Origin of the sequence: Alkalimonas sp., from assembly GCF_020831925.1 — a bacterium.
Lineage (GTDB): Bacteria > Pseudomonadota > Gammaproteobacteria > Enterobacterales > Alteromonadaceae > Alkalimonas.
In genome coordinates, this window is the sequence record NZ_JAFIFQ010000001.1 from 16,394 (window position 1) to 36,739 (window position 20,346).

18 protein-coding genes are annotated in these 20,346 nt (G+C 50.8%); 13 read left to right on the forward strand and 5 right to left on the reverse strand.

All coding sequences use genetic code 11. The annotated features are described in order from the left end of the window. Nucleotides 1–103: 103 nt before the first annotated feature. On the reverse strand, nt 104–3,400 hold the full coding sequence (gene rne, locus JJU14_RS00085) for a ribonuclease E (RefSeq protein WP_228610304.1): 3,297 nt from the start codon (nt 3,398–3,400) through the stop codon (nt 104–106). A gap of 495 nt (nt 3,401–3,895) precedes the next feature. On the opposite strand from rne, the gene rluC reads away from it, so the two are divergent. Both rluC and JJU14_RS00095 read left to right on the forward strand, forming a co-directional pair. After that, complete coding sequence (rluC, locus tag JJU14_RS00090; protein ID WP_228610306.1) at nt 3,896–4,849, forward strand: 23S rRNA pseudouridine(955/2504/2580) synthase RluC; 954 nt, start codon at nt 3,896–3,898, stop codon at nt 4,847–4,849. A 1-nt stretch (nt 4,850) separates the two neighbouring features. Next, nucleotides 4,851–5,534 (forward strand): HAD-IA family hydrolase, encoded by a 684-nt coding sequence (locus tag JJU14_RS00095; protein ID WP_228610308.1) that lies wholly within the window; start codon nt 4,851–4,853, stop codon nt 5,532–5,534. Nucleotides 5,535–5,543: 9 nt separating this feature from the next. Here the strand turns inward: JJU14_RS00095 and JJU14_RS00100 are convergent, their stop codons facing one another. After that, a complete protein-coding gene (locus tag JJU14_RS00100; RefSeq protein ID WP_228610310.1) occupies nt 5,544–6,140 on the reverse strand; it encodes a Maf family protein in 597 nt (198 codons plus the stop codon). 135 nt (nt 6,141–6,275) lie between these two features. On the opposite strand from JJU14_RS00100, the gene yceD reads away from it, so the two are divergent. The 8 genes from yceD (at nt 6,276) to fabF (ending at nt 12,507) form a co-directional block, all read left to right on the forward strand. Next, nucleotides 6,276–6,800, forward strand: coding sequence for a 23S rRNA accumulation protein YceD (yceD, locus tag JJU14_RS00105; protein WP_228610312.1), 525 nt, complete (start codon nt 6,276–6,278; stop codon nt 6,798–6,800). Between the two features lie 17 nt (nt 6,801–6,817). Further along, nucleotides 6,818–6,982, forward strand: coding sequence for a 50S ribosomal protein L32 (gene rpmF, locus JJU14_RS00110; protein WP_091340992.1), 165 nt, complete (start codon nt 6,818–6,820; stop codon nt 6,980–6,982). A 15-nt stretch (nt 6,983–6,997) separates the two neighbouring features. After that, nucleotides 6,998–8,029 carry a phosphate acyltransferase PlsX gene (gene plsX / locus JJU14_RS00115; protein WP_228610314.1) on the forward strand — a complete coding sequence of 344 codons (1,032 nt, stop codon included), beginning with the start codon at nt 6,998–7,000 and terminating at the stop codon, nt 8,027–8,029. Between the two features lie 6 nt (nt 8,030–8,035). Continuing rightward, nucleotides 8,036–8,995, forward strand: a complete 960-nt coding sequence (locus JJU14_RS00120; protein ID WP_228610316.1) for a beta-ketoacyl-ACP synthase III — start codon at nt 8,036–8,038, stop codon at nt 8,993–8,995. 41 nt (nt 8,996–9,036) lie between these two features. Further along, the gene (fabD, locus tag JJU14_RS00125; protein ID WP_228610318.1) at nt 9,037–9,972 is read left to right on the forward strand and encodes an ACP S-malonyltransferase; all 936 of its coding nucleotides are present in this window, start codon (nt 9,037–9,039) and stop codon (nt 9,970–9,972) included. A gap of 18 nt (nt 9,973–9,990) precedes the next feature. After that, complete coding sequence (gene fabG, locus JJU14_RS00130; protein ID WP_228610320.1) at nt 9,991–10,737, forward strand: 3-oxoacyl-ACP reductase FabG; 747 nt, start codon at nt 9,991–9,993, stop codon at nt 10,735–10,737. A gap of 127 nt (nt 10,738–10,864) precedes the next feature. Then, nucleotides 10,865–11,101 (forward strand): acyl carrier protein, encoded by a 237-nt coding sequence (gene acpP / locus JJU14_RS00135; RefSeq protein WP_091340984.1) that lies wholly within the window; start codon nt 10,865–10,867, stop codon nt 11,099–11,101. A gap of 167 nt (nt 11,102–11,268) precedes the next feature. Beyond that, nucleotides 11,269–12,507, forward strand: coding sequence for a beta-ketoacyl-ACP synthase II (gene fabF / locus JJU14_RS00140; RefSeq protein ID WP_228610322.1), 1,239 nt, complete (start codon nt 11,269–11,271; stop codon nt 12,505–12,507). Nucleotides 12,508–12,572: 65 nt separating this feature from the next. On the opposite strand, the gene JJU14_RS00145 is transcribed toward fabF, so the two are convergent. The 3 genes from JJU14_RS00145 to acs all read right to left on the reverse strand — a co-directional run bounded on the left by JJU14_RS00145 (nt 12,573) and on the right by acs (nt 15,547). Further along, a complete protein-coding gene (locus JJU14_RS00145) occupies nt 12,573–12,824 on the reverse strand; it encodes a DUF1289 domain-containing protein (protein ID WP_228610323.1) in 252 nt (83 codons plus the stop codon). Beyond that, nucleotides 12,811–13,491, reverse strand: coding sequence for a response regulator transcription factor (locus tag JJU14_RS00150; protein WP_228610325.1), 681 nt, complete (start codon nt 13,489–13,491; stop codon nt 12,811–12,813). Before JJU14_RS00150 ends, JJU14_RS00145 begins: the two co-directional genes overlap by 14 nt. 103 nt (nt 13,492–13,594) lie before the next feature. Continuing rightward, complete coding sequence (gene acs, locus JJU14_RS00155) at nt 13,595–15,547, reverse strand: acetate--CoA ligase (RefSeq protein WP_228610327.1); 1,953 nt, start codon at nt 15,545–15,547, stop codon at nt 13,595–13,597. 257 nt (nt 15,548–15,804) lie between these two features. Here acs and JJU14_RS00160 point away from each other — a divergent pair, with 257 nt between their 5' ends. The 3 genes from JJU14_RS00160 (at nt 15,805) to JJU14_RS00170 (ending at nt 20,325) form a co-directional block, all read left to right on the forward strand. Further along, nucleotides 15,805–16,968 carry a DcaP family trimeric outer membrane transporter gene (locus tag JJU14_RS00160; protein ID WP_228610329.1) on the forward strand — a complete coding sequence of 388 codons (1,164 nt, stop codon included), beginning with the start codon at nt 15,805–15,807 and terminating at the stop codon, nt 16,966–16,968. A gap of 75 nt (nt 16,969–17,043) precedes the next feature. Further along, nucleotides 17,044–17,715: an RluA family pseudouridine synthase gene (locus JJU14_RS00165; protein WP_228610331.1), complete on the forward strand. Its 672-nt coding sequence runs from the start codon at nt 17,044–17,046 to the stop codon at nt 17,713–17,715. Between the two features lie 138 nt (nt 17,716–17,853). Further along, a complete protein-coding gene (locus JJU14_RS00170) occupies nt 17,854–20,325 on the forward strand; it encodes a prolyl oligopeptidase family serine peptidase (protein ID WP_228610333.1) in 2,472 nt (823 codons plus the stop codon). Nucleotides 20,326–20,346 lie beyond the last annotated feature (21 nt).

The following is a 20,346-nucleotide window of genomic DNA, read 5'->3' on the forward strand; positions in this document are numbered from 1 at the left end:
AAGTAATTGCTAAAGGAACAGGTACAACAGGAGTAAGAGGATATACGACAATAAAAAAGGTGTCCTTCAGGACACCTTTTCTGTATAGAGAAGCGTACCAGGCTTAATCGGCCTTGGTTTTACTCATTGGGGCTGTTGCTGCCTGCCGGGCAGAGCCGGTACCTGCTTTGCGCTCAGAGCTTTGTACTGCCGGGCGTGCTTCCGCTGGCATCGCTGTAGGTAGCTCAGCAGTAGGCTCATCAGAGACCTTGACCGGCTTAGTCATTTGCGATACCACCATTTGCTGGTAGCGATTCGCGCGGGCTGGAGCTGTTGGGGCAGGGGTGCTGGCAGCCGGAGCTGCTTGCTCTGCTGCTGGCGCTGCAACAGCAGCTTCGGTCACTTTAGTGGCGGCTTTGCTTTCTGGCGCCGCTTTAGCTGCGACTGGCTTGGTCGTTTCAGCTTGTTCAACCTGCTCAGCTTTCTCAGCTTTCTCAGCTTTTACTGCAGTTTCTGTGGTTTTCACGGGTGCTGTTTCAGCATCAGCTTGTTCAGTCGCAGCATTTTCCGCTTTTGACTCAGTCGCTTCGGCAGTTTCTGTTGGTTTTGCTTTGGCTTTACGAGCAGGGGCACGTTTGCGTGGCTTTTTCACCGGCGCATCGTCTTGCGGCTTAGTCACTGCTTCTGTAGCTTCAGCATCTACCGTGGTGACAGTGGTCTCTTCTTTCGAGACTGCTGGCTTGGCAGGCTGTTCAGTGCTTACTTCATTGCTGACGGTCGTTTCAGCGTTTTGTACCGCTTCAGCCGGCTCGGCAGACACTGCTGTATCCGCTGCATCCGTCTGAGGGTTGGCCAGCAAGTCGAGTTGTTCGGTGGCAGGTTCAGCTGCTACTTCATCTGCATCGCCGCTTTGTTCTTTCTTGCGTTTTTGACCGGCTGCACGCAAGTGGCGTGGTGAGCGGCGAGCGCGTTTGCGCTGATCGCTTTGCTCTTTGTCTTCCGCATCACTGTCGACCGTGTCGCTGCTTTTTGCCTGTTCAGCATCGGCTGTCTCGCTAACCGGTTGCGTTTTCTCGGTCGCTTTGGCGTCGGTCTCGTTCGCAGTATTTACCTGGCTGCTTTGCTCAGCAGCTTGCTGTGACTCTTTGCTTGCCACTGGCTGCTGCGGTATCGCTTCAGCTGCCGCGTCTTGCGGTGCTTGTGCTGCATCCGTTACTGCGCTGTTGGCTAAAACTGGCTTGGCTGCTGGCTCTGCCGGAGCTTCTGATTTTGCAGGCACAGCAGCTTTAGCCGTCTCCTGGGTCGTTGCAGTGCTGGCTTGGGTATCAGCGACTGCTTTTTCCATGCGGACAGACTTTTGCAGTTGACGACGCTGGCGACGTTCGGCAGCTTTACGTGGCTGAGCAGGCTTTTCTTCAGTACGCTCGGTAGCGACTTTGGTATCCGGCTTGGCATCTTGCTTCGCTTCTGCTTTCGGCTCTTGTTTTCTCGGTTGCTCTGCAGCTTTGCTTGGCTTGCTAGCTTGCTTTTGCTGCGGTGCTGCTTGCTGAGTTTGCTCTTGCTCACCAGAACGAGCACGTCCATCTTGACCACCACGGCGACGGTTGTTATTGCGACGGCGGTTGCTGTTTTGGTTCGGGCGGCGATTTTGCTCGCTGCGCTGCTCGGCTGCTGGTTTTTCAGCTGGTTTGGTTTCCTTGCTATCGCTGCTGCCAAACAGTTGGCTAAACCAGCTGGACAGGCGTTCCAGCAAGCCAGGTGCGGCTTCTGTTTTAACGGCTGCTGGTTGAGCCACAGGAGCGGCTGTTGGTGCGGGTGCTGGCGCGGCAGAGTCCAGAATACTAATGGCCGCCAGGGCAGGCTTTTCTCTGGTGATGCTTTCCTGAGTCAGTGGCTGATATAGATCTTTACTCAGATCCGGTGTTTTCACCATCTGATAGCTGCTTTCATCCAGCTCTTCATCAATCCGAACCCGGATTACTTCAAAGTGTGGCGTTTCCATGTGCTCATTTGGAATAATGAATACATCGATGCCATGGCGTTTTTCAATACGGCGCACAGCATCACGCTTTTCATTCATCAGGTAGGTTGCCACTGAAATAGGCACCTGAGCCTGAATCTGGCTGGTGTTGTCTTTGATTGACTCTTCTTCGATTAGACGCAAAATGGACAACGCAGAGGATTCGGTGCTGCGAATGGTACCGCGGCCGTGACAACGTGGACACAGATGGCCTGCAGACTCGCCCAGCGATGGACGCAGGCGCTGACGGGACATTTCCAACAAGCCAAAACGCGAAATCCGGCCAATCTGAACCCGGGCCCGATCCTGTTTCACTGCGTCTTTTAAGCGATTTTCCACTTCACGCTGGTGCCGCACTGGCGTCATGTCGATGAAGTCGATAACAATCAAACCGCCCAAATCGCGCAAGCGCAGTTGACGGGCAATTTCATCGGCCGCTTCTAAGTTGGTATTGAAGGCGGTTTCTTCGATATCACCACCCTTGGTGGCTTTGGCCGAGTTGATATCAATGGCAGTGAGGGCTTCGGTGCTGTCGATAACAATGGAGCCGCCGGAAGGCAGACGTACTTCACGGTGGAAAGCAGACTCAATCTGGTTTTCAATCTGAAAGTGCATAAAGAGTGGCACGTCACCGGTGTACAATTTGACTCTATGGGCAAAGTCCGGCCGGAACTGCTGAATATACAAACGTGCTTCGTCGAAAATTTTCTGGCTGTCGATCAGGATCTCGCCAATGTCACGACGCAGGTAATCGCGGATGGCGCGAAACACCACATTGCTTTCCTGGTGAATTAAAAACGGGGCCGGGCGGTTGGCGGCTGCATCGCTGATAGCAGACCAGTGTTTCAGCAAGGATTTTAAATCGTAATCCAGCTCTTCGAAAGATTTGCCGACACCGGCGGTGCGAACAATCAGGCCCATACCATCTGGCATGGTCAGCTGGCTTAACGCATCTTTTAAATCCTGCCGCTCGTCGCCTTCAATGCGACGGGAAATACCACCAGCGCGTGGGTTATTTGGCATCAACACCAGGTAAGAACCGGCAAGGCTAACGAACGTAGTTAAGGCTGCGCCCTTTTGGCCACGTTCTTCTTTGTCGATTTGAATAATGACTTCCTGGCCTTCTTTGACCACTTCTTTAATGTTGGGGCGGCCATCGAATTTATAGCCATTAGGGAAGTATTCACGGGAGATTTCTTTAAGTGGCAGGAAGCCATGACGATCTGCACCATAATCAACAAAAGCGGCTTCCAGGCTGGGTTCAACCCGGGTGATTTTGCCTTTGTAGATATTGGCTTTCTTTTGTTCATGACCCGGGCTTTCAATATCCAGATCAAACAAACGCTGGCCATCGACCAGCGCAACGCGGATTTCTTCTTCCTGCGTTGCATTAATTAGCATTCTTTTCATTGTGTAGTGACTCTGTATTCAAGCCACAACGCAAGGACTCCGATCAACGGGTGCTCAGACGCTTTCAAACATCGAATGGTGCAGTCTCACGACTGGAATGCTTGAGGAAACCTATTGTAAAAATTGACAGTTATCGCTGTAATTCATCAAATCTGAAACACACCGCATTTCGCTGCGCTGCGTTATAGCATTTCTTATTCAATTTTTGCTCTGCTGACCGGATCCTGTGTTTTGTCGGTGTTGGCAATAAATTACTCAACATTACCTCAGACAAAATGGCGATTAATTTGCGCTGGGGGTGGAAAAACGTTGGTTTTCACCACGATTTCGGTATGATCCGCCCAGGTAGCGGTGCCGCACAGCATCTCTTATGTCGCTCAGAGCGCCCTAATTGCCATCATTCTGGCTGAATTAGCCTGGGCATTATCCCACTAATCAACCGGCAATAGCAACTAAATTGTAATTTTAGCAGAGTTCAAAGCCTTCATGACAGAAGACATTAAATTAGGTGTGCAAATTGTTGAAATCGAATCAGAATTTTCTGGTCAGCGGGTAGATAATTTCCTGATTGCCAGGCTGAAAGGCGTCCCTAAAAGTGTGATTTATCGGGTGTTACGCAAAGGTGAGGTTCGAATTAACAAAAAACGGGTGAAACCTGAGTACAAATTACAAGCTGGTGATTTGTTGCGTATCCCACCGATCTCGGTACGTAAAGAGCCCGATGCCGTGTCTACTCAGTTGGCGGTGGTAAAGCAACTGGAACACAAAATTTTGTTTGAAGATGAGCATCTGCTGATCATAAATAAACCTTCTGGTATGGCGGTGCATGGCGGTAGTGGTCTTAATTTTGGTGTGATTGAAGCACTGCGAGCACTGCGCCCCGATGCCCGCCATCTGGAGTTGGTACATCGATTGGACCGGGATACGTCGGGCTGCCTGATGATTGCAAAAAAGCGCTCGGTGCTTCGTCACTTGCATCAACAGCTGCGTGATAAAACCGTGGAAAAAAAATACCAGGCCCTGGTAGCCGGTGATTGGCCGGCCAAGTTGCGTAAAGTGACAGAGCCGCTGCGTAAAAACACCTTGCAATCCGGTGAGCGGGTGGTGCGGGTCGATCCACTGGAAGGCAAAGAGTCCGAAACCCGCTTTCGGATTTTACAGCGTTACCAACAGGGAACTTTAGTTGAAGCTTTCCCGGTGACCGGTCGTACTCACCAAATTCGGGTACACACAGCCTGCAAAGGCCATCCGATTGCCTGTGATGATAAATACGGCGATAGTGACTTTACCCATCAGATGAAGGCATTGGGGCTGTCACGTTTGTTTTTGCATGCCTTCAGTTTACGCGTGATGCATCCGATCACCGAAACGACCTTAAGCATTGAAGCACCACTGGATGATGATTTGGCCATGCTGCTTGGGCAGTTGCAGAGGGTTTAGTATGTCGCTTGAAATTGAACGCATCGAATTGGTGATTTTTGATTGGGATGGCACCGTGATGGACTCGGTGGGGCGCATTGTCTCTGCCATGCAAACCGCAGCGCAGTTGGCAGAATTGCCCGTGCCATCAGCTCATGCTGTGAAACAGATCATTGGTCTCAGTTTGGATTTGGCGTTTACTACCTTATTCCCAACCATGACAGTAGCACAGCATCAGCGACTGTTTGAGCTCTACCGCGAGCAGTACGTTGAGCGCGATCCAACGCCAACGCCAATGTTTGCTGGTGCTGAAGCACTGTTTTTGCAATTACGCGCGCAACAAAAGCGCTTGGCAGTTGCAACCGGCAAGGCACGTAAAGGACTGGACCGAATTTTTGCCGAAACCGGCCTGGCCCATTATTTCGCTATCACGCGCTGCGCTGATGATGCAAAATCCAAACCCGATCCGGATATGTTGTTGCAAATTCTAACTGAAACTCGGCTGGCTCCAGAGCAGGCGCTGATGGTCGGTGATACCAGCCACGATATGCTGATGGCACAACAGGCTGGTATAGCGCGGATTGGTGTTACTCACGGCGTGCATGGTGCCGAGGTACTGCAGCAGTTTCAGCCGTTGGCAATCGTCGATGATTTAGCTCAGTTGCAGAATTTACTGTCTGGCAGGCCGGTGACGATGCCGGCCTGAACCAGCTTATTAAAGCAATGGGTTGATGCCATGCTGGCGCAGCATCTCAAGCAAGCGTATCAGCGGCAAACCCACCAGCGCATTTGGATCGGCACCTTCGAGCTTTTCAAACAAGCTGATACCAAGGCCTTCGCTTTTAAAGCTCCCAGCGCAATCAAGCGGCTGTTCAAGTGTTACATAGCCGGCAATTTCATCAGGGGTTAACTGGCGAAAATGTACCTTAAATGGCTCGCAGCAGAGCTGGCTTTGGCCAGTAGCCGCATCGAACAGAGCAAGCCCGGTTAAAAAGGTGACGGTATTGCCACTGAAAGCCTGCAGCTGTGCGATGGCTCGTTCAGCTGTGTGCGGCTTACCTAGAATGTCCCCATTAAAAACCGCGACCTGATCCGAGCCAATGACCAGTCCATGGTTTAGTGAACTTGCCACTTTGCTGGCTTTGGCCAGAGCCAGTCGTTGCACCAGCGCCTCTGGTGCTTCACCGACCCAAGGGGTTTCATCAATATCTGGGGCGGCTACTTGAAATGGCAACCCTGTTTTTTGCAGTAATTGCTGACGGTAGGGCGAGGTAGAGGCCAGCCATAGCTCAGCTTGAGGGGTTATAGTCATACATCTATCCTGAACGAAACAACATCTTCTTCAGCGGCCACTATACGGATCTGGCCTCACAAATGCGATAAAATAGCCGAAAAGCATGCAGAATCCTTTGACAGCTTTGCAGTGGATCTATATGATGCGCGCCTTATGCAAAAAGTAAAAATTCCTGTTACCTTAGACCCGGCTCGGGCGGCCCAGAAACGTTCATCTTACGATGGCGTGGTCCCGCTTAAGAATTTAAGCCGGTTGTCAGAACAGCTGCTGGATACCAGTAGTGAGGTAACTGTTCGGATTGATTGCGATATCGACGAGCAAAAATTGGTCGTGCTATCAGGTGAAGCGCATTGCGACGTGCAGGTAAGCTGCGAACGTTGTCAGCAACCGATGAGCCTGTCTTTGCATTGTCAGTTTGCGTTTACGCCGGTTCGCAGCGATAATACAGCGCTGGATCATATTCCTGAGCGCTATGACGTGGTCGTCCCTGACGAACACGGTGAAGTGAATTTGCAGCAAATGGTGGAGGATGAGTTAATCCTGACCCTGCCGATGTATCCGGTGCATGATGAAAGCTTTTGTTCTGCACCTGATCAGCTTAACAGCTTTGGTGTGGTGATTGATGAACCGGAAAAACCAAACCCTTTTGCAGTATTGCAAGAATTAAAGAAAAAGTGATTTATTAGGAGAAAGCCATGGCTGTTCAGCAAAACAAAAAATCTCGTTCACGGCGTGATATGCGTCGCTCACACGATGCTCTGACAGGCCCTACGCTGTCTGTCGACGCAACTACCGGTGAAACGCATCGTCGTCACCACATGACTGATAGCGGCTTCTTCAAAGGCCGTAAAGTCAAGTAAGTCCGGGTGCACCTGGTGCAACCAACACAAATACATATCGCGTTAGATATGATGGGGGGCGATCACGGCCCCCTTATTACTTTACCTGCTGCCATTCAGGCCGTGCAGGAAATCCCCAATCTACTGCTGACTCTTTGCGGTGATGCTGCTGTGTTGCAACGCGAGCTTAGCCAGGCTGGTTGTGGCAATCATCCACGTTTACGTATTCAGCCTTGTTCCCAACAAGTCAGCATGTGCGAAAAGCCCAGCTCAGCCCTACGCAATAAACGCGATTCGTCGATGCGGGTTGCTTTGGAGCTGGTGGAGCAGGGCCAGGCGTCCGCCTGCGTTAGTGCCGGCAATACCGGTGCGCTTATTGCCATGGCGCATTTTGTGCTGAAAATGCTGTCTGGTGTCGAACGCCCGGCCCTCATTAGTACCTTGCCTTCGACTGCAGCTCAGCCTGTATACATGCTTGATCTAGGTGCTACCGTCAATTGCGATGCAGATACTTTATTTCAGTTTGCTGTGATGGGCTCGGTAATGGCGGAAGAAGTCGAAGGTTTGCAGGCTCCGCGACTGGCATTACTTAATATGGGCGAAGAAGAGATCAAAGGCACCGATCAAATCAAACAGGCAGCAGTACTACTCAGTGAGTGCGAAGAACTGAACTACATCGGTTTTATCGAAGGCAACGATATTTTTTCCGGCAAAGCCGATGTGATTATCTGCGATGGTTTTGTTGGCAATGTGGCGCTGAAGACCTGTGAGGGCGTGGCTAAACTCATCATCAATCAGATTCGGACCACACTGCTCAGTAGCCTGGTTGGACGAATTGTCGGCAAAGTCGCGCAACCCTGGCTGAAAAGCATGGTCAAAGGGGTGAACCCCGACCAGTATAATGGCGCAAGTCTGATAGGATTGCGCGGAATTGTCGTGAAAAGTCATGGAAATGCTTCCAAAGAAGCTTTTTTTAGTGCCATCCGGCAAGCTGTTCGAGAAGTTGAACGTCAGGTCCCGGCCAAAATCAAAGATCGGCTGGAACAGGTATTAATTGGAAAAGCGTAGGTTGCCATGTATTCTCGCATTATCGGAACCGGAAGTTATTTCCCGTCTCAAGTAAGAACCAACACCGATCTGGAAACCATGGTCGAAACCACCGATGAGTGGATCATCGAACGCACCGGTATTCGTGAACGTCGTATCATAGGTAAAGACGAAAGTGTTGCCACGATGGGAGCTGCTGCGGCCCGTCAGGCTATTGAAGCCGCGGATATCGATAAAAACACTTTGGATATGATCATTGTCGCCACTACCAGTGGAGCACGCTCTTTGCCAAGCTCTGCCTGCGAGGTACAACGTGAGCTGGATATTCCAGCCATCCCAGCGTTTGATGTGGCTGCTGCCTGTGCCGGTTTTTGCTATGCGCTCAGCGTGGCCGATCAATACATTAAAAGCGGTATGGCGAAACGCATTCTGGTGATTGGCTCGGACTGCTTGTCGCAGTTGGTGAGTCCGGAAGATCGCAGCATGGTGATCCTGTTTGGTGATGCTGCTGGCGCTGTGATTTTAGAAGCCTCAGAGCAGCCTGGTATTTTATCCACCCACATTCATGCTGATGGTAAATACTCTGAATTACTGTATGTTGATAATCCGATCCGCGGCGATGTGGAGTCCGTTCATAACTCCTGGGGCTCGATGAAGGGGAACGACGTATTTAAAGTTGCCGTCACTAAGCTCTCGGAAGTGGTTGAGCAAACCCTGGCAGCAAACAAGATGGATAAATCCGAAATTGACTGGCTGGTCCCGCACCAAGCCAATCTGCGTATTATCGCTGCTGTGGCCCGTAAATTGAACCTGCCGATGGAGCAGGTGGTGATCAATCTTGATCGCTATGGTAATACCTCTGCCGCAACGGTACCGACTGCGCTGGATGAAGCTATTCGAGACGGTAGGATTAAGCGGGGACAAACCTTGTTATTAGAAGCCTTTGGCGGTGGTTTTGCCTGGGCTTCAGCACTGGTAAAGTACTAGACTTTCCAGCCAAGCGCCGGTTTTTAAACAGGATCCACACGATGACAAAGAAAATAGCTATTGTTTTTCCTGGGCAGGGGTCACAAAGCCTTGGGATGCTCAGTGAACTCTATGCTGCCCATGACGTGGTACGCGATACTTTTTCCGAGGCTTCGGCTGCTTTGGGCTACGACGTATGGCAGCTTATCGCTGAAGGGCCGGAAGCTCAACTGAACGAGACCGATAAAACTCAACCAGCGTTATTGACCAGCTCGGTCGCGTGCTGGCGTTTGTGGCAGCAGCAAGGTGGGCTGGCTCCAGCCTATTTGGCTGGCCACTCCTTGGGTGAGTATTCGGCTTTGGTTTGTGCTGGTGTATTAACACTGGCCGATGCGGTGGTGCTGGTTGCCAATCGTGGCCGTTACATGCAGCAAGCTGTGCCTGCTGGCACTGGTGCCATGTATGCCATTATCGGCCTGGACGATCAGAGTGTGGCTGAGTGCTGTGCTCAGGTTGCCAATGATGAAGTGGTGGCACCGGTGAATTACAACTCGCCTGGTCAGGTGGTGATTGCAGGTCACAAAGCTGCGGTAGAGCGCGCGGCTGAAGTCTGCAAAACAGCCGGTGCAAAACGTGCACTTCCACTGTCCGTTAGCGTGCCCTCGCACTGCGCATTGATGAAGCCCGCAGCGGCTAGTTTGGCTCGTGATATGGCAGCGATTTCATTTCAGCCCCCAGGGTTGGCTGTTGTCAATAACGTGGATGTCGCGGTTTGTCACGATGCCGCTGGGATTCAGGATGCATTGGTACGTCAGCTTTATAGCCCGGTGCGTTGGACAGAGACCGTTGAATGGCTGGTACAGCAAGGTGTGACGGATGTGATCGAACTGGGCCCTGGTAAAGTATTAGCGGGCCTTGTCAAACGTATTGATAAATCCCTTTCTGCTAGCTCAGTCAATGACAGTGCATCGCTTGCACAGGCACTGGCTGGTGAATAACACAACAAAGGTTTTTTTATGACAGCTTTATTTTCTTTAGAAGGCAAGGTTGCACTGGTCACTGGTGCAAGTCGTGGTATTGGCCGTGCTATTGCTGAGCAGTTAAAAGCGCAGGGTGCTATTGTAGTCGGTACTGCGACCAGTGAAAAAGGGGCCGCTGCTATTGCTGAGTATCTTGGCCAACCGAACGCAGGCTTGGTGTTGAACGTTACCGATACCGATTCAATCGAAGCTTGCCTCGCCAGTATTAAAAATAATTTTGGTGATATTGATATTCTGGTCAATAATGCCGGTATTACCCGAGATAATCTGTTGATGCGCATGAAAGACGAAGAATGGTTTGATATCATGCAAACCAATCTGACCTCGGTATTTCGCCTGAGCAAGGCTGTGTTGCGCAGCATGATGAAAAAGCGTTATGGTCGTATCATCACCATAGGCTCGGTGGTGGGCAGTATGGGTAATGCGGGTCAAACCAACTATGCAGCCGCTAAGGCAGGTGTGTTAGGCTTTACCAAATCACTGGCGCGCGAAGTCGCCTCCCGCGGTGTGACGGTGAATGCTGTGGCTCCGGGGTTTATTGATACGGACATGACCAAAGAGTTATCGGATGACCAAAAAGAAGCTATTTTTGGCCAGGTGCCTGCCAACCGCTTAGGGCAGCCGGCTGAAATTGCTGCTACTGTTGCTTTTTTGGCATCAGAACCAGCAGCCTACATTACGGGCGAAACGATTCATGTCAACGGCGGTATGTACATGGTGTAAGGCCTGCATGTCAGACCAGCAAAAAAATGCCGGTACGACGACTTGCAACAACGCAGGCTTACGCATAAACTAGCGCCACATAAAATTGCACGAACTGTTGCGATTTAAATGAAAAAAGGAAGAAAAGATGAGCAACATCGAAGAACGCGTTAAGAAAATTATTATTGAACAGCTGGGTGTTAAAGAGGAAGAAGTTAAGCCAGAAGCTTCCTTTGTTGATGACCTGGGTGCAGACTCTCTGGATACAGTAGAGCTGGTGATGGCTTTGGAAGAGGAATTCGATACTGAAATCCCTGATGAAGAAGCAGAAAAAATCACCACGGTACAATCTGCTATTGACTACGTAAAAGCCAACGCAGAATAAGCCGTTCTGGCTCAAAACGGGTAGCCTGGCTACCCGTTTTTTGTTGGGTGCTTCAATCCGGCTACTCTTGCATCAAGGTAAGTACCGGTCCAAAATAAATTCTACTGCAGCATCGAGATTCGATGCTGCAGTAGAATTTATTTTCATCAGCTCCATTGGAGGATGCAGTGTCTAAACGTCGAGTCGTAGTGACGGGGCTGGGTTTGCTCACCCCGGTTGGGAATGATGTAACCACCAGCTGGCAAGCCCTGCAACAAGGTAAAAGTGGTGCTGGCTTGATTCAGCACTTTGATACCGAAGCCTACAGCACGAAATTTGCTGCTATGGTCAAAGACTTTGATGTCGATCCTTATTTCCCGGCGAAAGAAGCCAAGAAAATGGATTTGTTTATCCAGTACGGCGTTGCAGCAGGGATACAGGCATTTCGTGATGCGGGTATCGAAGTCACCGAACAAAATGCTGGCCGTATTGGCGCTGCCATTGGCTCAGGTATTGGTGGCCTTGGTCTGATTGAAGAAAATCACACCAAATTATTAAACAGCGGCCCACGTCGTCTGTCGCCATTTTTTGTGCCGTCTACCATTATCAACATGATTTCTGGGCAGCTATCTATCATGCTGGGCTTGCAAGGGCCTAATATCAGCATCGTTACAGCTTGCACCACTGGCGTGCACAACATTGGTCAGGCTGCGCGGATGATTGCCTATGGCGATGCCGATGTGATGCTGGCCGGTGGTGCTGAGAAAGGCTCCACACCATTGGGTATGGGTGGCTTTGGCGCGGCCAGAGCACTTTCGACCCGAAATGATGCTCCTGAGCAGGCCAGCCGGCCCTGGGATAAAGACCGTGATGGTTTTGTACTAGGGGATGGTGCTGGTGTGGTGGTGTTGGAAGAGTATGAGCATGCCAAAGCTCGCGGCGCCAAGATTTATGCCGAGCTGGCTGGTTTTGGCATGAGCGGGGATGCCTTCCATATGACATCACCACCGGAGAATGGCCGTGGTGGTGCTATGGCCATGCAAAATGCGCTGAATGATGCTGGTGTGAATCCTGAGCAGGTTGGCTACATTAATGCGCATGGTACTTCAACCAATGCGGGCGACTTGGCTGAAACCTGCGCGATTAAGTCGGTGTTTGCTACCAATAAAGACAGCATTATGGTGAGCTCGTCCAAGTCGATGATCGGCCACTTGCTTGGAGCAGCTGGTGCGGTTGAGTCCATCATCACTATTTTATCGCTGCGCGACCAATTGGTAACGCCAACCATCAATCTGGATAACCCGGATGAAGGTTGTGATCTGGATTATGTGCCGCATACGGCCCGTGATGCCAAGCTGGAATATGCGCTGTGCAACTCTTTTGGCTTCGGTGGTACCAACGGTTCTATCCTGTTCAAGAAAGTGTAAAACCGGTCTTGCTGATACAAAGCCCGCTCAATGCGGGCTTTGTCGTATTTGAATGCTTTGTAAGGCTAACTTAAGCGGGCTTTGATTTTGGCGGCCTGCCACTCGGCCTGCGTAATAGGACTGGTTTCAATGCTGTGATGGTTTATATTGGCATACTGCTCTTTGCGTATCGCTACCTGCCGCATAATAGCATTGAGCTCGGCATCGGTTTTTCGGTTCCAGTTGGCAATTTCACTGATATGCCGATAACAGCCAATACAGATTTTTTGCTGATCCAACTTACAGCAGGCAATACAGGGAGAGTCAATCCTGCTCATGGCCAGACAAAGCTTTATTAACCGGTGGTTCCAATGTTAAGCGCTGAGCCTGGATTACCACCTGGGTTCGGTTTGTGCAACCCAGTTTGCGGAAAATAGCCGTGATATGCGCTTTTACCGTAGCCTCAGAGATATGTAGATCGTAGGCAATCTGTTTATTCAGCCAACCTTCGGTCAGGTAATAAAGTACCTTGTACTGCTGATTAGTAAGTTGTGCCACCCGGGCTGCCAAATCCAGGTCTTCCTCCTGACTTGCTTGCTCTTGCAGCGCTTTTTGCATCGAGGCGGGTACCCAGAGCTCGCCAGCCAATACCTCTTTTAAGGCTTCACTGATTTGCGCTGGGTTGGCCGACTTAGGGATATAGGCCGAAGCACCAAAGGAGATCACCCGCTTGACTACATCCAGCTCTTCACTGGCTGAAATCACCACAATTGGCAAACTGGGGTAATTTTTTCGTAGCTGAATTAAGCCTAAAAAACCACAGTTGCCTGGCATGTGTAAGTCAAGCAGCAGCAAATCTGTGTCTGGATGTTGCTCCAGCGCCTGACAAGTTGATTCAAACGAATCGGTTTCGATGGTGGCCTTGGTGCTAAAGGTATTGCTGATGGCATTGATCAGCGCATTGCGAAACAGAGGGTGGTCGTCTGCTACGATCAATTTGGCCATGGTTCCTCGTCTTTATTATTTTATTTTCTTCGGCTTAGTATAGAACCAAAGGCCGCAAAATGCGGCCTTGATGTATACAGCGTGAGACAATGAACTGTCCCTGTTAGCGATTTAACCTGTTTTCAATCAATTGATCAACCACTGATGGGTCGGCCAGGGTAGAAATATCACCGAGTTGGTCGTGTTCATTGGCTGCAATTTTGCGCAGAATACGGCGCATGATTTTTCCTGAACGGGTTTTTGGTAGTCCTTGCGGTGCCCACTGAATAATATCAGGGGATGCTATCGGAGAAATCTCTTGTCGTACCCAGGCACGCACGGCCTTGGTAAGTTCATCTGAGGGTTCTACGCCCACCCTTGGGGTGACGTAGACATAAATTCCCTGGCCTTTGATATCGTGCGGATAGCCCACCACAGCTGCTTCGGCGATGGCATCATGCGCCACCAGGCAACTTTCGATTTCTGCAGTACCCAAACGATGCCCAGAGATATTCAACACATCATCGACCCGGCCGGTCAGCCAATAGTAACCATCTTCATCGCGACGAGCTCCATCACCAGTGAAGTAGGTACCTTGGTAGGTACTGAAATAGGTTTGCTCAAAGCGCTCGTGATCGCCAAACACAGTCCTCATCTGCCCTGGCCAGCTATCAAGGATGACCAGATTGCCCTCAGCTGCGCCTTCTTGCAACTTGCCGTCGTTATCGACGATGGCCGGTTTGACGCCAAAGAATGGCCGGGTGGCAGAGCCAGGCTTTAGGGCTGTAGCACCCGGCAGTGGCGTAATCAGAATACCGCCTGTCTCGGTTTGCCACCAGGTATCCACAATGGGGCAATTGCCATGGCCAAATTTTTCATGATACCAACTCCAGGCCTCTGGGTTGATAGGCTCACCCACACTACCCAAGGTACGCAGGGAGTTCAGCTTGCTACCTTCAACCGGAGCTTCTCCGTGCGCCATCAGCGCCCGTATTGCGGTTGGTGCTGTGTATAGGATATTGACCTGATACTTATCGATGATTTGCGCCATTCGTTTGACCGAAGGATAGGTAGGCACCCCTTCAAACAGCACGCTGCAGGCACCATTGGCTAAAGGCCCATAGACAATGTAGGTATGGCCGGTCACCCAGCCAACATCTGCCGCGCACCAGTAAATGTCGCCCGGATGGTAATCGAACACATACTGATGGGTCATCGAGGCCCAGACCATGTAACCACCGGTGCTGTGCAACACACCTTTAGGTTTGCCGGTCGAGCCAGAGGTATACAGGATAAAGAGCGGATCTTCCGCATTCATTGGCTCCGGCTCGCAACTTTTCGGTTGCTTGGCCAGTAGCTCGTGGTACCAGACATCGCGGCCTGGGTGTTCGTCGACATTCTCACCGACATGTTTCACCACAATCACGTGCTGTACCGGGCTGTTTTTGCCTAAGTGACCAAGCGCCAAGTCAGTGTTGTCTTTCAATGCGGTTAATCGACTGCCGCGCGGTGCCTGATCAGCGGTGATGATCAATTTAGAGTCACAGTCCTGCACCCGGCTACCTAGAGCATCCGGTGAGAAACCGGCAAATACCACGGAATGCACAGCGCCAATTCGGGCACAAGCCAAAATGGAAATAACCGCTTCTGGGATCATCGGCAAATAAATGGTGACCCGATCACCTTTACCTACGCCCAATGACTTCATGCCATTGGCAAGCTGACAAACCTGCTCATACAGTTCTTGATAGGTCACATTCTTCTGCACACCAGGTTCATCGCCTTCCCAATAGTAAGCGATGTCATTGGCCTTGTGTGGCAGATGACGATCCAAACAGTTGTAGCTGGCATTGAGCACGCCATCTTCAAACCACTTGATGTTGATATTGCCTGGCTGGTAACTGGTATTTTTCACCTGGGTGTAGGGAGTAAACCAGTCAATGCGTTTGCCGTGCTCTGCCCAAAAAGACTGAGGATCCTGCACCGACTGCTGATACATACGTTGGTAGGCTTCGTTATCAATCAAACAGCGCGCTTCGGCGGCAGCTGGAACCGGGTAAAGGCCTGGCTGTGTCATCACTGTGTCCCCATAGGTTTCAATTTAAATAAAGTAGTTATGTTCTAACCAATTGCAGACTGGAAAGAAATTAGACCATTGTCTAGCCTGTAAGCTTTATTGGGTTAAAACAGTTGCTTGAATCCGGTGAAATGACTGTAGCAGTTGATGCGACTAAAGGCTAATTGCACAAAGTGGGCGCCTGAACCAACCTTGTCGGTGATAGCAGCTCAGAAAATAACCAGAGATCGCACAACAAGAAAACCAGGGAGCACTGCATGAAACAACTACCATTTGCCTGTACCTTACTCGCAGCAAGTATGACGCTCGGCCTGAATCAAGCCCAGGCATCCTTTACCGTTGGCAACACGGACATCAGTTTTGGCGGCTTTATTAAGTTGGATGTCATGCTGAACGATACACCGGATGGCAATCTGGCTACCGGTATTGGCCGGGATTTTTATGTTCCATCGTTAACTCCGGTGGGCGGTGATGGTGAAAGTACCAAGTTTGATATGCATGCCCGTCAGTCACGATTCTTTTTTACCACCAGTACCCAACTGGAAAATGGTAAAACCCTGGCAGGTCGCTTTGAGTTTGACATGATGTCCACCCCAGGTGGGGATCAACGCATTTCCAATGGCTATTCCCCGGGCATTCGTCATGCGTTTTTCACCTATGACAAATGGTTGTTTGGCCAGACTTGGTCCACCTTTATGGACTTGACCTCTTTACCAGAGAGTGTGGACTTTGTTGGTAACACCGATGGCCAGATTTTCGTACGTCAACCACAGATTCGCTACACCAATGGTAACTTCCAGTTTGCCATTGAGAACCCGGAAAGCACCATTACACCTGGACCAACCGGCGGTCGGGTGGTCAGCGATGACAACACCATGCCGGATCTGGTGGCGCGCTATAACCATAAAGCGGATTGGGGCAGTTTGTCGGTGTCAGGTTTAGTCCGTCAATTGGCTTATGAAGACCGGGCACTGCAAATCGATGACAGCGTAATGGGCTATGCGGTGTCGGTGACCGGTAAAGTAATGGTGTCTGAAACCAATGACATTCGTTTTACGTTCAATACCGGTAAAGGTTTAGGCCGCTACATTGGCTTAAACACCTCTAATGGGGCTGTGCTGGATGCCAATGGCGAGCTGCATGCGATCAAGTCGACTGGCTTTACGGCGGCCTATCGTCATGTCTGGGACGCACACTGGCGCACCAACCTGATCTACGCCACCTTGCGGGTTGATAACGACACAGCATTGACCGGTATCGCGGTAACGAAAAGTACCGAGAGCTTGGCGGCTAATATGATTTATCAGGCTTCAAGGCACCTGCAGTTTGGTTTGGAGTTTCGTCATGCCACCCGTAAACTGGAATCTGGCACTGATGGTGATTTAAACCGGCTGCAGTTTATGGCCAAATACGACTTTTAAAACACGATGATTTCTCAACGTGCTTGATTTTTGCAATAATAGCGGCTGATGCCGCTATTATTTTGATGATGCCTTATGACGACTGCTGTCACCGAACTTGCTGTCTTGCCTGCCACCAATCAAACCTACCAGGTGTTGTTTCAGGATGACCATCTGTTGGTGGTGAACAAACCCTGCCATTTGCTCACGGTTCCTGGCCGGCATCCGGACAATCAGGATTGTTTAATCAAACGGGTGCAGCAACAGTTTCCTTCGGCTTCGGTGGTACATCGGCTGGATTACGACACCAGTGGTCTTTTGGTATTGCCACTGACCTCAGCAGCTTTATCGGCCATCAGTAAGCAGTTTCAGGCTCGGACTGTGACAAAGAGCTATCTGGCGGTAGTCGCAGGCCAGTGGCCGCAGTCTCGTGGCCGGATTGATTTAGCTATAGCACCGGATGCAGACAACCGGCCGCGTTATAAAATTTGCCCGCAAGGCAAGGCATCGGTCACTGATTTTGAATTGCTGGCGTATGATGCGAAGTCAGATACCAGTCGCATCCGGCTGAAACCCGTGACTGGACGCTCCCATCAATTGCGGCTGCATACCGCAGCATTTGGGCATCCGATCTTAGGCGATCCATTTTATGCCCCGAAGGCGGTGCAGGCACAAAGTGCTCGTTTGTTGTTGCATGCCGCGACCCTGGCCTTCCTGCATCCGTTAAGCGAACACCCCTTAACCTTTGAAGCGGCGGCAGATTTTTAATCGATACTGTTCGAAAGCTACTGGTCATGAAGCCTGCTAGTCGCACAGAATAAGCCTTTGGCCTTCACGGCATTGTCGCAAGCACAAGAGCTTGTTAGCATAGCTTTGCATTGTGTTACTTAAAATGAGAGCACCCCGATGATCCGAGTTTTCGTTACTATCACCTTACTGCTGTTTGCACTGCCGAGCTTTGCTCAGAGCCCGGCGGCTCCAGTTCAAGCTGAGCAGGTACTGTTTCTTGGTCCTTTACCGGCTTTTGCCTCTGAATCACTGCAACAAAGCGGCAAAGCCAAAGAGCAGCGTCAGCAACTGCTGCGTTTATTGGAGCGACAGCCTGTTCCGGTAGCCGGCCGCACCGTCGAACTGTTTGGACAGCGCCTGCAATGGCGTCAGCTGACACCAACCGAAGCTGCTGATGCTGGTGCTGGTGTCTGGTTTTTACAGCTGCAACAGGATGCTTTTTTCAAGGGAAAACTGGAAGTTATCGGTGTTAAAGCACCACAGCTGTATCTCAATTTCCAAGCGAAAAATGGCAGCAGTACCGAGCTGGCTTTGGCGACAGGTTGGCAGCAACTGCTAATTTTTAGCGATGGCCGCAACGATGATGAAGACGTGCGATTGCAAGTTACCAGTGGCAATGAGGTGCCCGCAGCCTTTCGTTTAGCGGCAACAGAGCCGGTCAACAATCGGTTGCTAACCAATGCAGAAACCATCACCCAGCTAACGTTATCGCCGGATACGAACTGGATGCTGCTCAGTTTCAGCGGTCGCTCCGATGTCAGCGATACCCAGTTGCAGCGCACCGAGCTGCGCGATGTCAGCCGTAATCAGGTGCAGCGCAGCTGGAGTGGGCAGGTGCTGAGTCGTGCAGCTTTTAGCCCGGATAACCAGTGGCTGAGTTACATCGCCAATAACACACTATGGCTGCTGAACCTGAATACCGGTGAGTTACGCTCACTATTGGAGAATCAAACCGGGCTGGGTAGCTACCGCTGGGCTCCTGATAGCAACAGCATCGTGCTGCAATGGACGGAAGCGGATACCAGCCTGTCGCAAAGCAAAGCAAAAATGTACCGGTCACTGGAAGATCGCTGGCGTGGTTACCGAGATATCAGCCGTTTGTTTCAGCTCGATATTACCAGTGGACTGGTGCGTGTACTGACCACGGATAAGCACAGTAGCTCACTAAGCGATATCCGGCCGGATGGCAATGCCTTACTCTACACCCAACGTGTTAATGATCGCTCATCACCGCCGCATGCCAGCTCAGCCTTGTTTGAGCTGGATTTAAACACCTTGCAAAGCCGTGAAATTGGTACTTTTGCACATCTGAATCAGGTGCTGTATCACCGGGATCAATTGCTGGTTGTTGCCGGTCCTAATTTTGCCGGTGGTGCCGGGGTAAACCTGCCATCGGATGATTACATTGCTAACGACTACGATGGCCAGCTGTATCTGATGGATAAAAATGGCGAGCATATTCAGCCCTTATCAAAGGACTTTCATCCTGCCATTAGTTCGGTTGCAGTTAATGCTCGTGGTCAGGTGATTGCACAAGTAAGCGAGGGCGATCGCTCCGCTCTGTATAGCGTTGATACCAACCGGCAACGTTTCCAGAAGCTGGCGCTAACACTCGATGTGATTGAGCGGTTTGAACTGGCCAATGACCGTGGTGCTACCGTGTTGGCGGTTGGCTCTGGTGTGGCAACGCCGCAGCAATTAGAAATGGTTCGGCCAGGCCAGCGCCGTTCCTCAGTACTGCATAGCAGTGCAGCTTTGTATCAGCATATCCAGCTTGGTGAGGTGCGCGATTTTCATGTCGAGAATCCGCATGGCGATCGCATTGAAGGTCGTTATTACCTGCCACCGGATTTTGATGCCAGCAAAAAATACCCAACCATCGTCTATTACTATGGTGGCACCACCACGGTCAATCGTCAGTTCACTGGTCGCTATCCGTTTCACCACTGGGCAGCCAATGGTTACATCGTGTATGTAGTGCAACCACGTGGTACTATTGGCTATGGCCAGCGCTTTTCGGCGCTGCATGTCAATGCGTGGGGAAAATACACCGCTGACGACATTATCTATGCAACAGAGCGCTTTGTAGCCGAGCATGAGTTTGTCGACGGCAAGCGGCTTGGCAATATTGGCGCCTCGTACGGTGGTTTTATGACCATGTATCTGGCCACCCAAACCGATCTTTTTGCTGCCTCTACCTCGCATGCAGGTATTAGCGCGCTTAGCTCTTACTGGGGGCAGGGTTGGTGGGGTTTCCTCTACTCTGGTATCGCCAGTCGAGATAGCTTCCCCTGGAACAACCATGAACTCTATGTTGGTCAAAGCCCCTTGTATATGGCGGATAAGATCAATACGCCTTTGTTGCTGATTACCGGAGACTCGGATGTTAATGTGCCGGCAGGAGAGTCACAACAGATGTTCACTGCATTAAAGCTGTTAGGGCGTGAGGTGGCTCTGGTCGAGATCCCGGGCGAAGATCACCACATCATTGATCGTGAAAAACGCTATGTCTGGTGGGATCATCTGTTGGCATGGTTTGATAAGCACTTAAAAGATCAGCCTGATTGGTGGCAACATTTAAGTCATTAATAGGTACAAATAAAAAAAAAC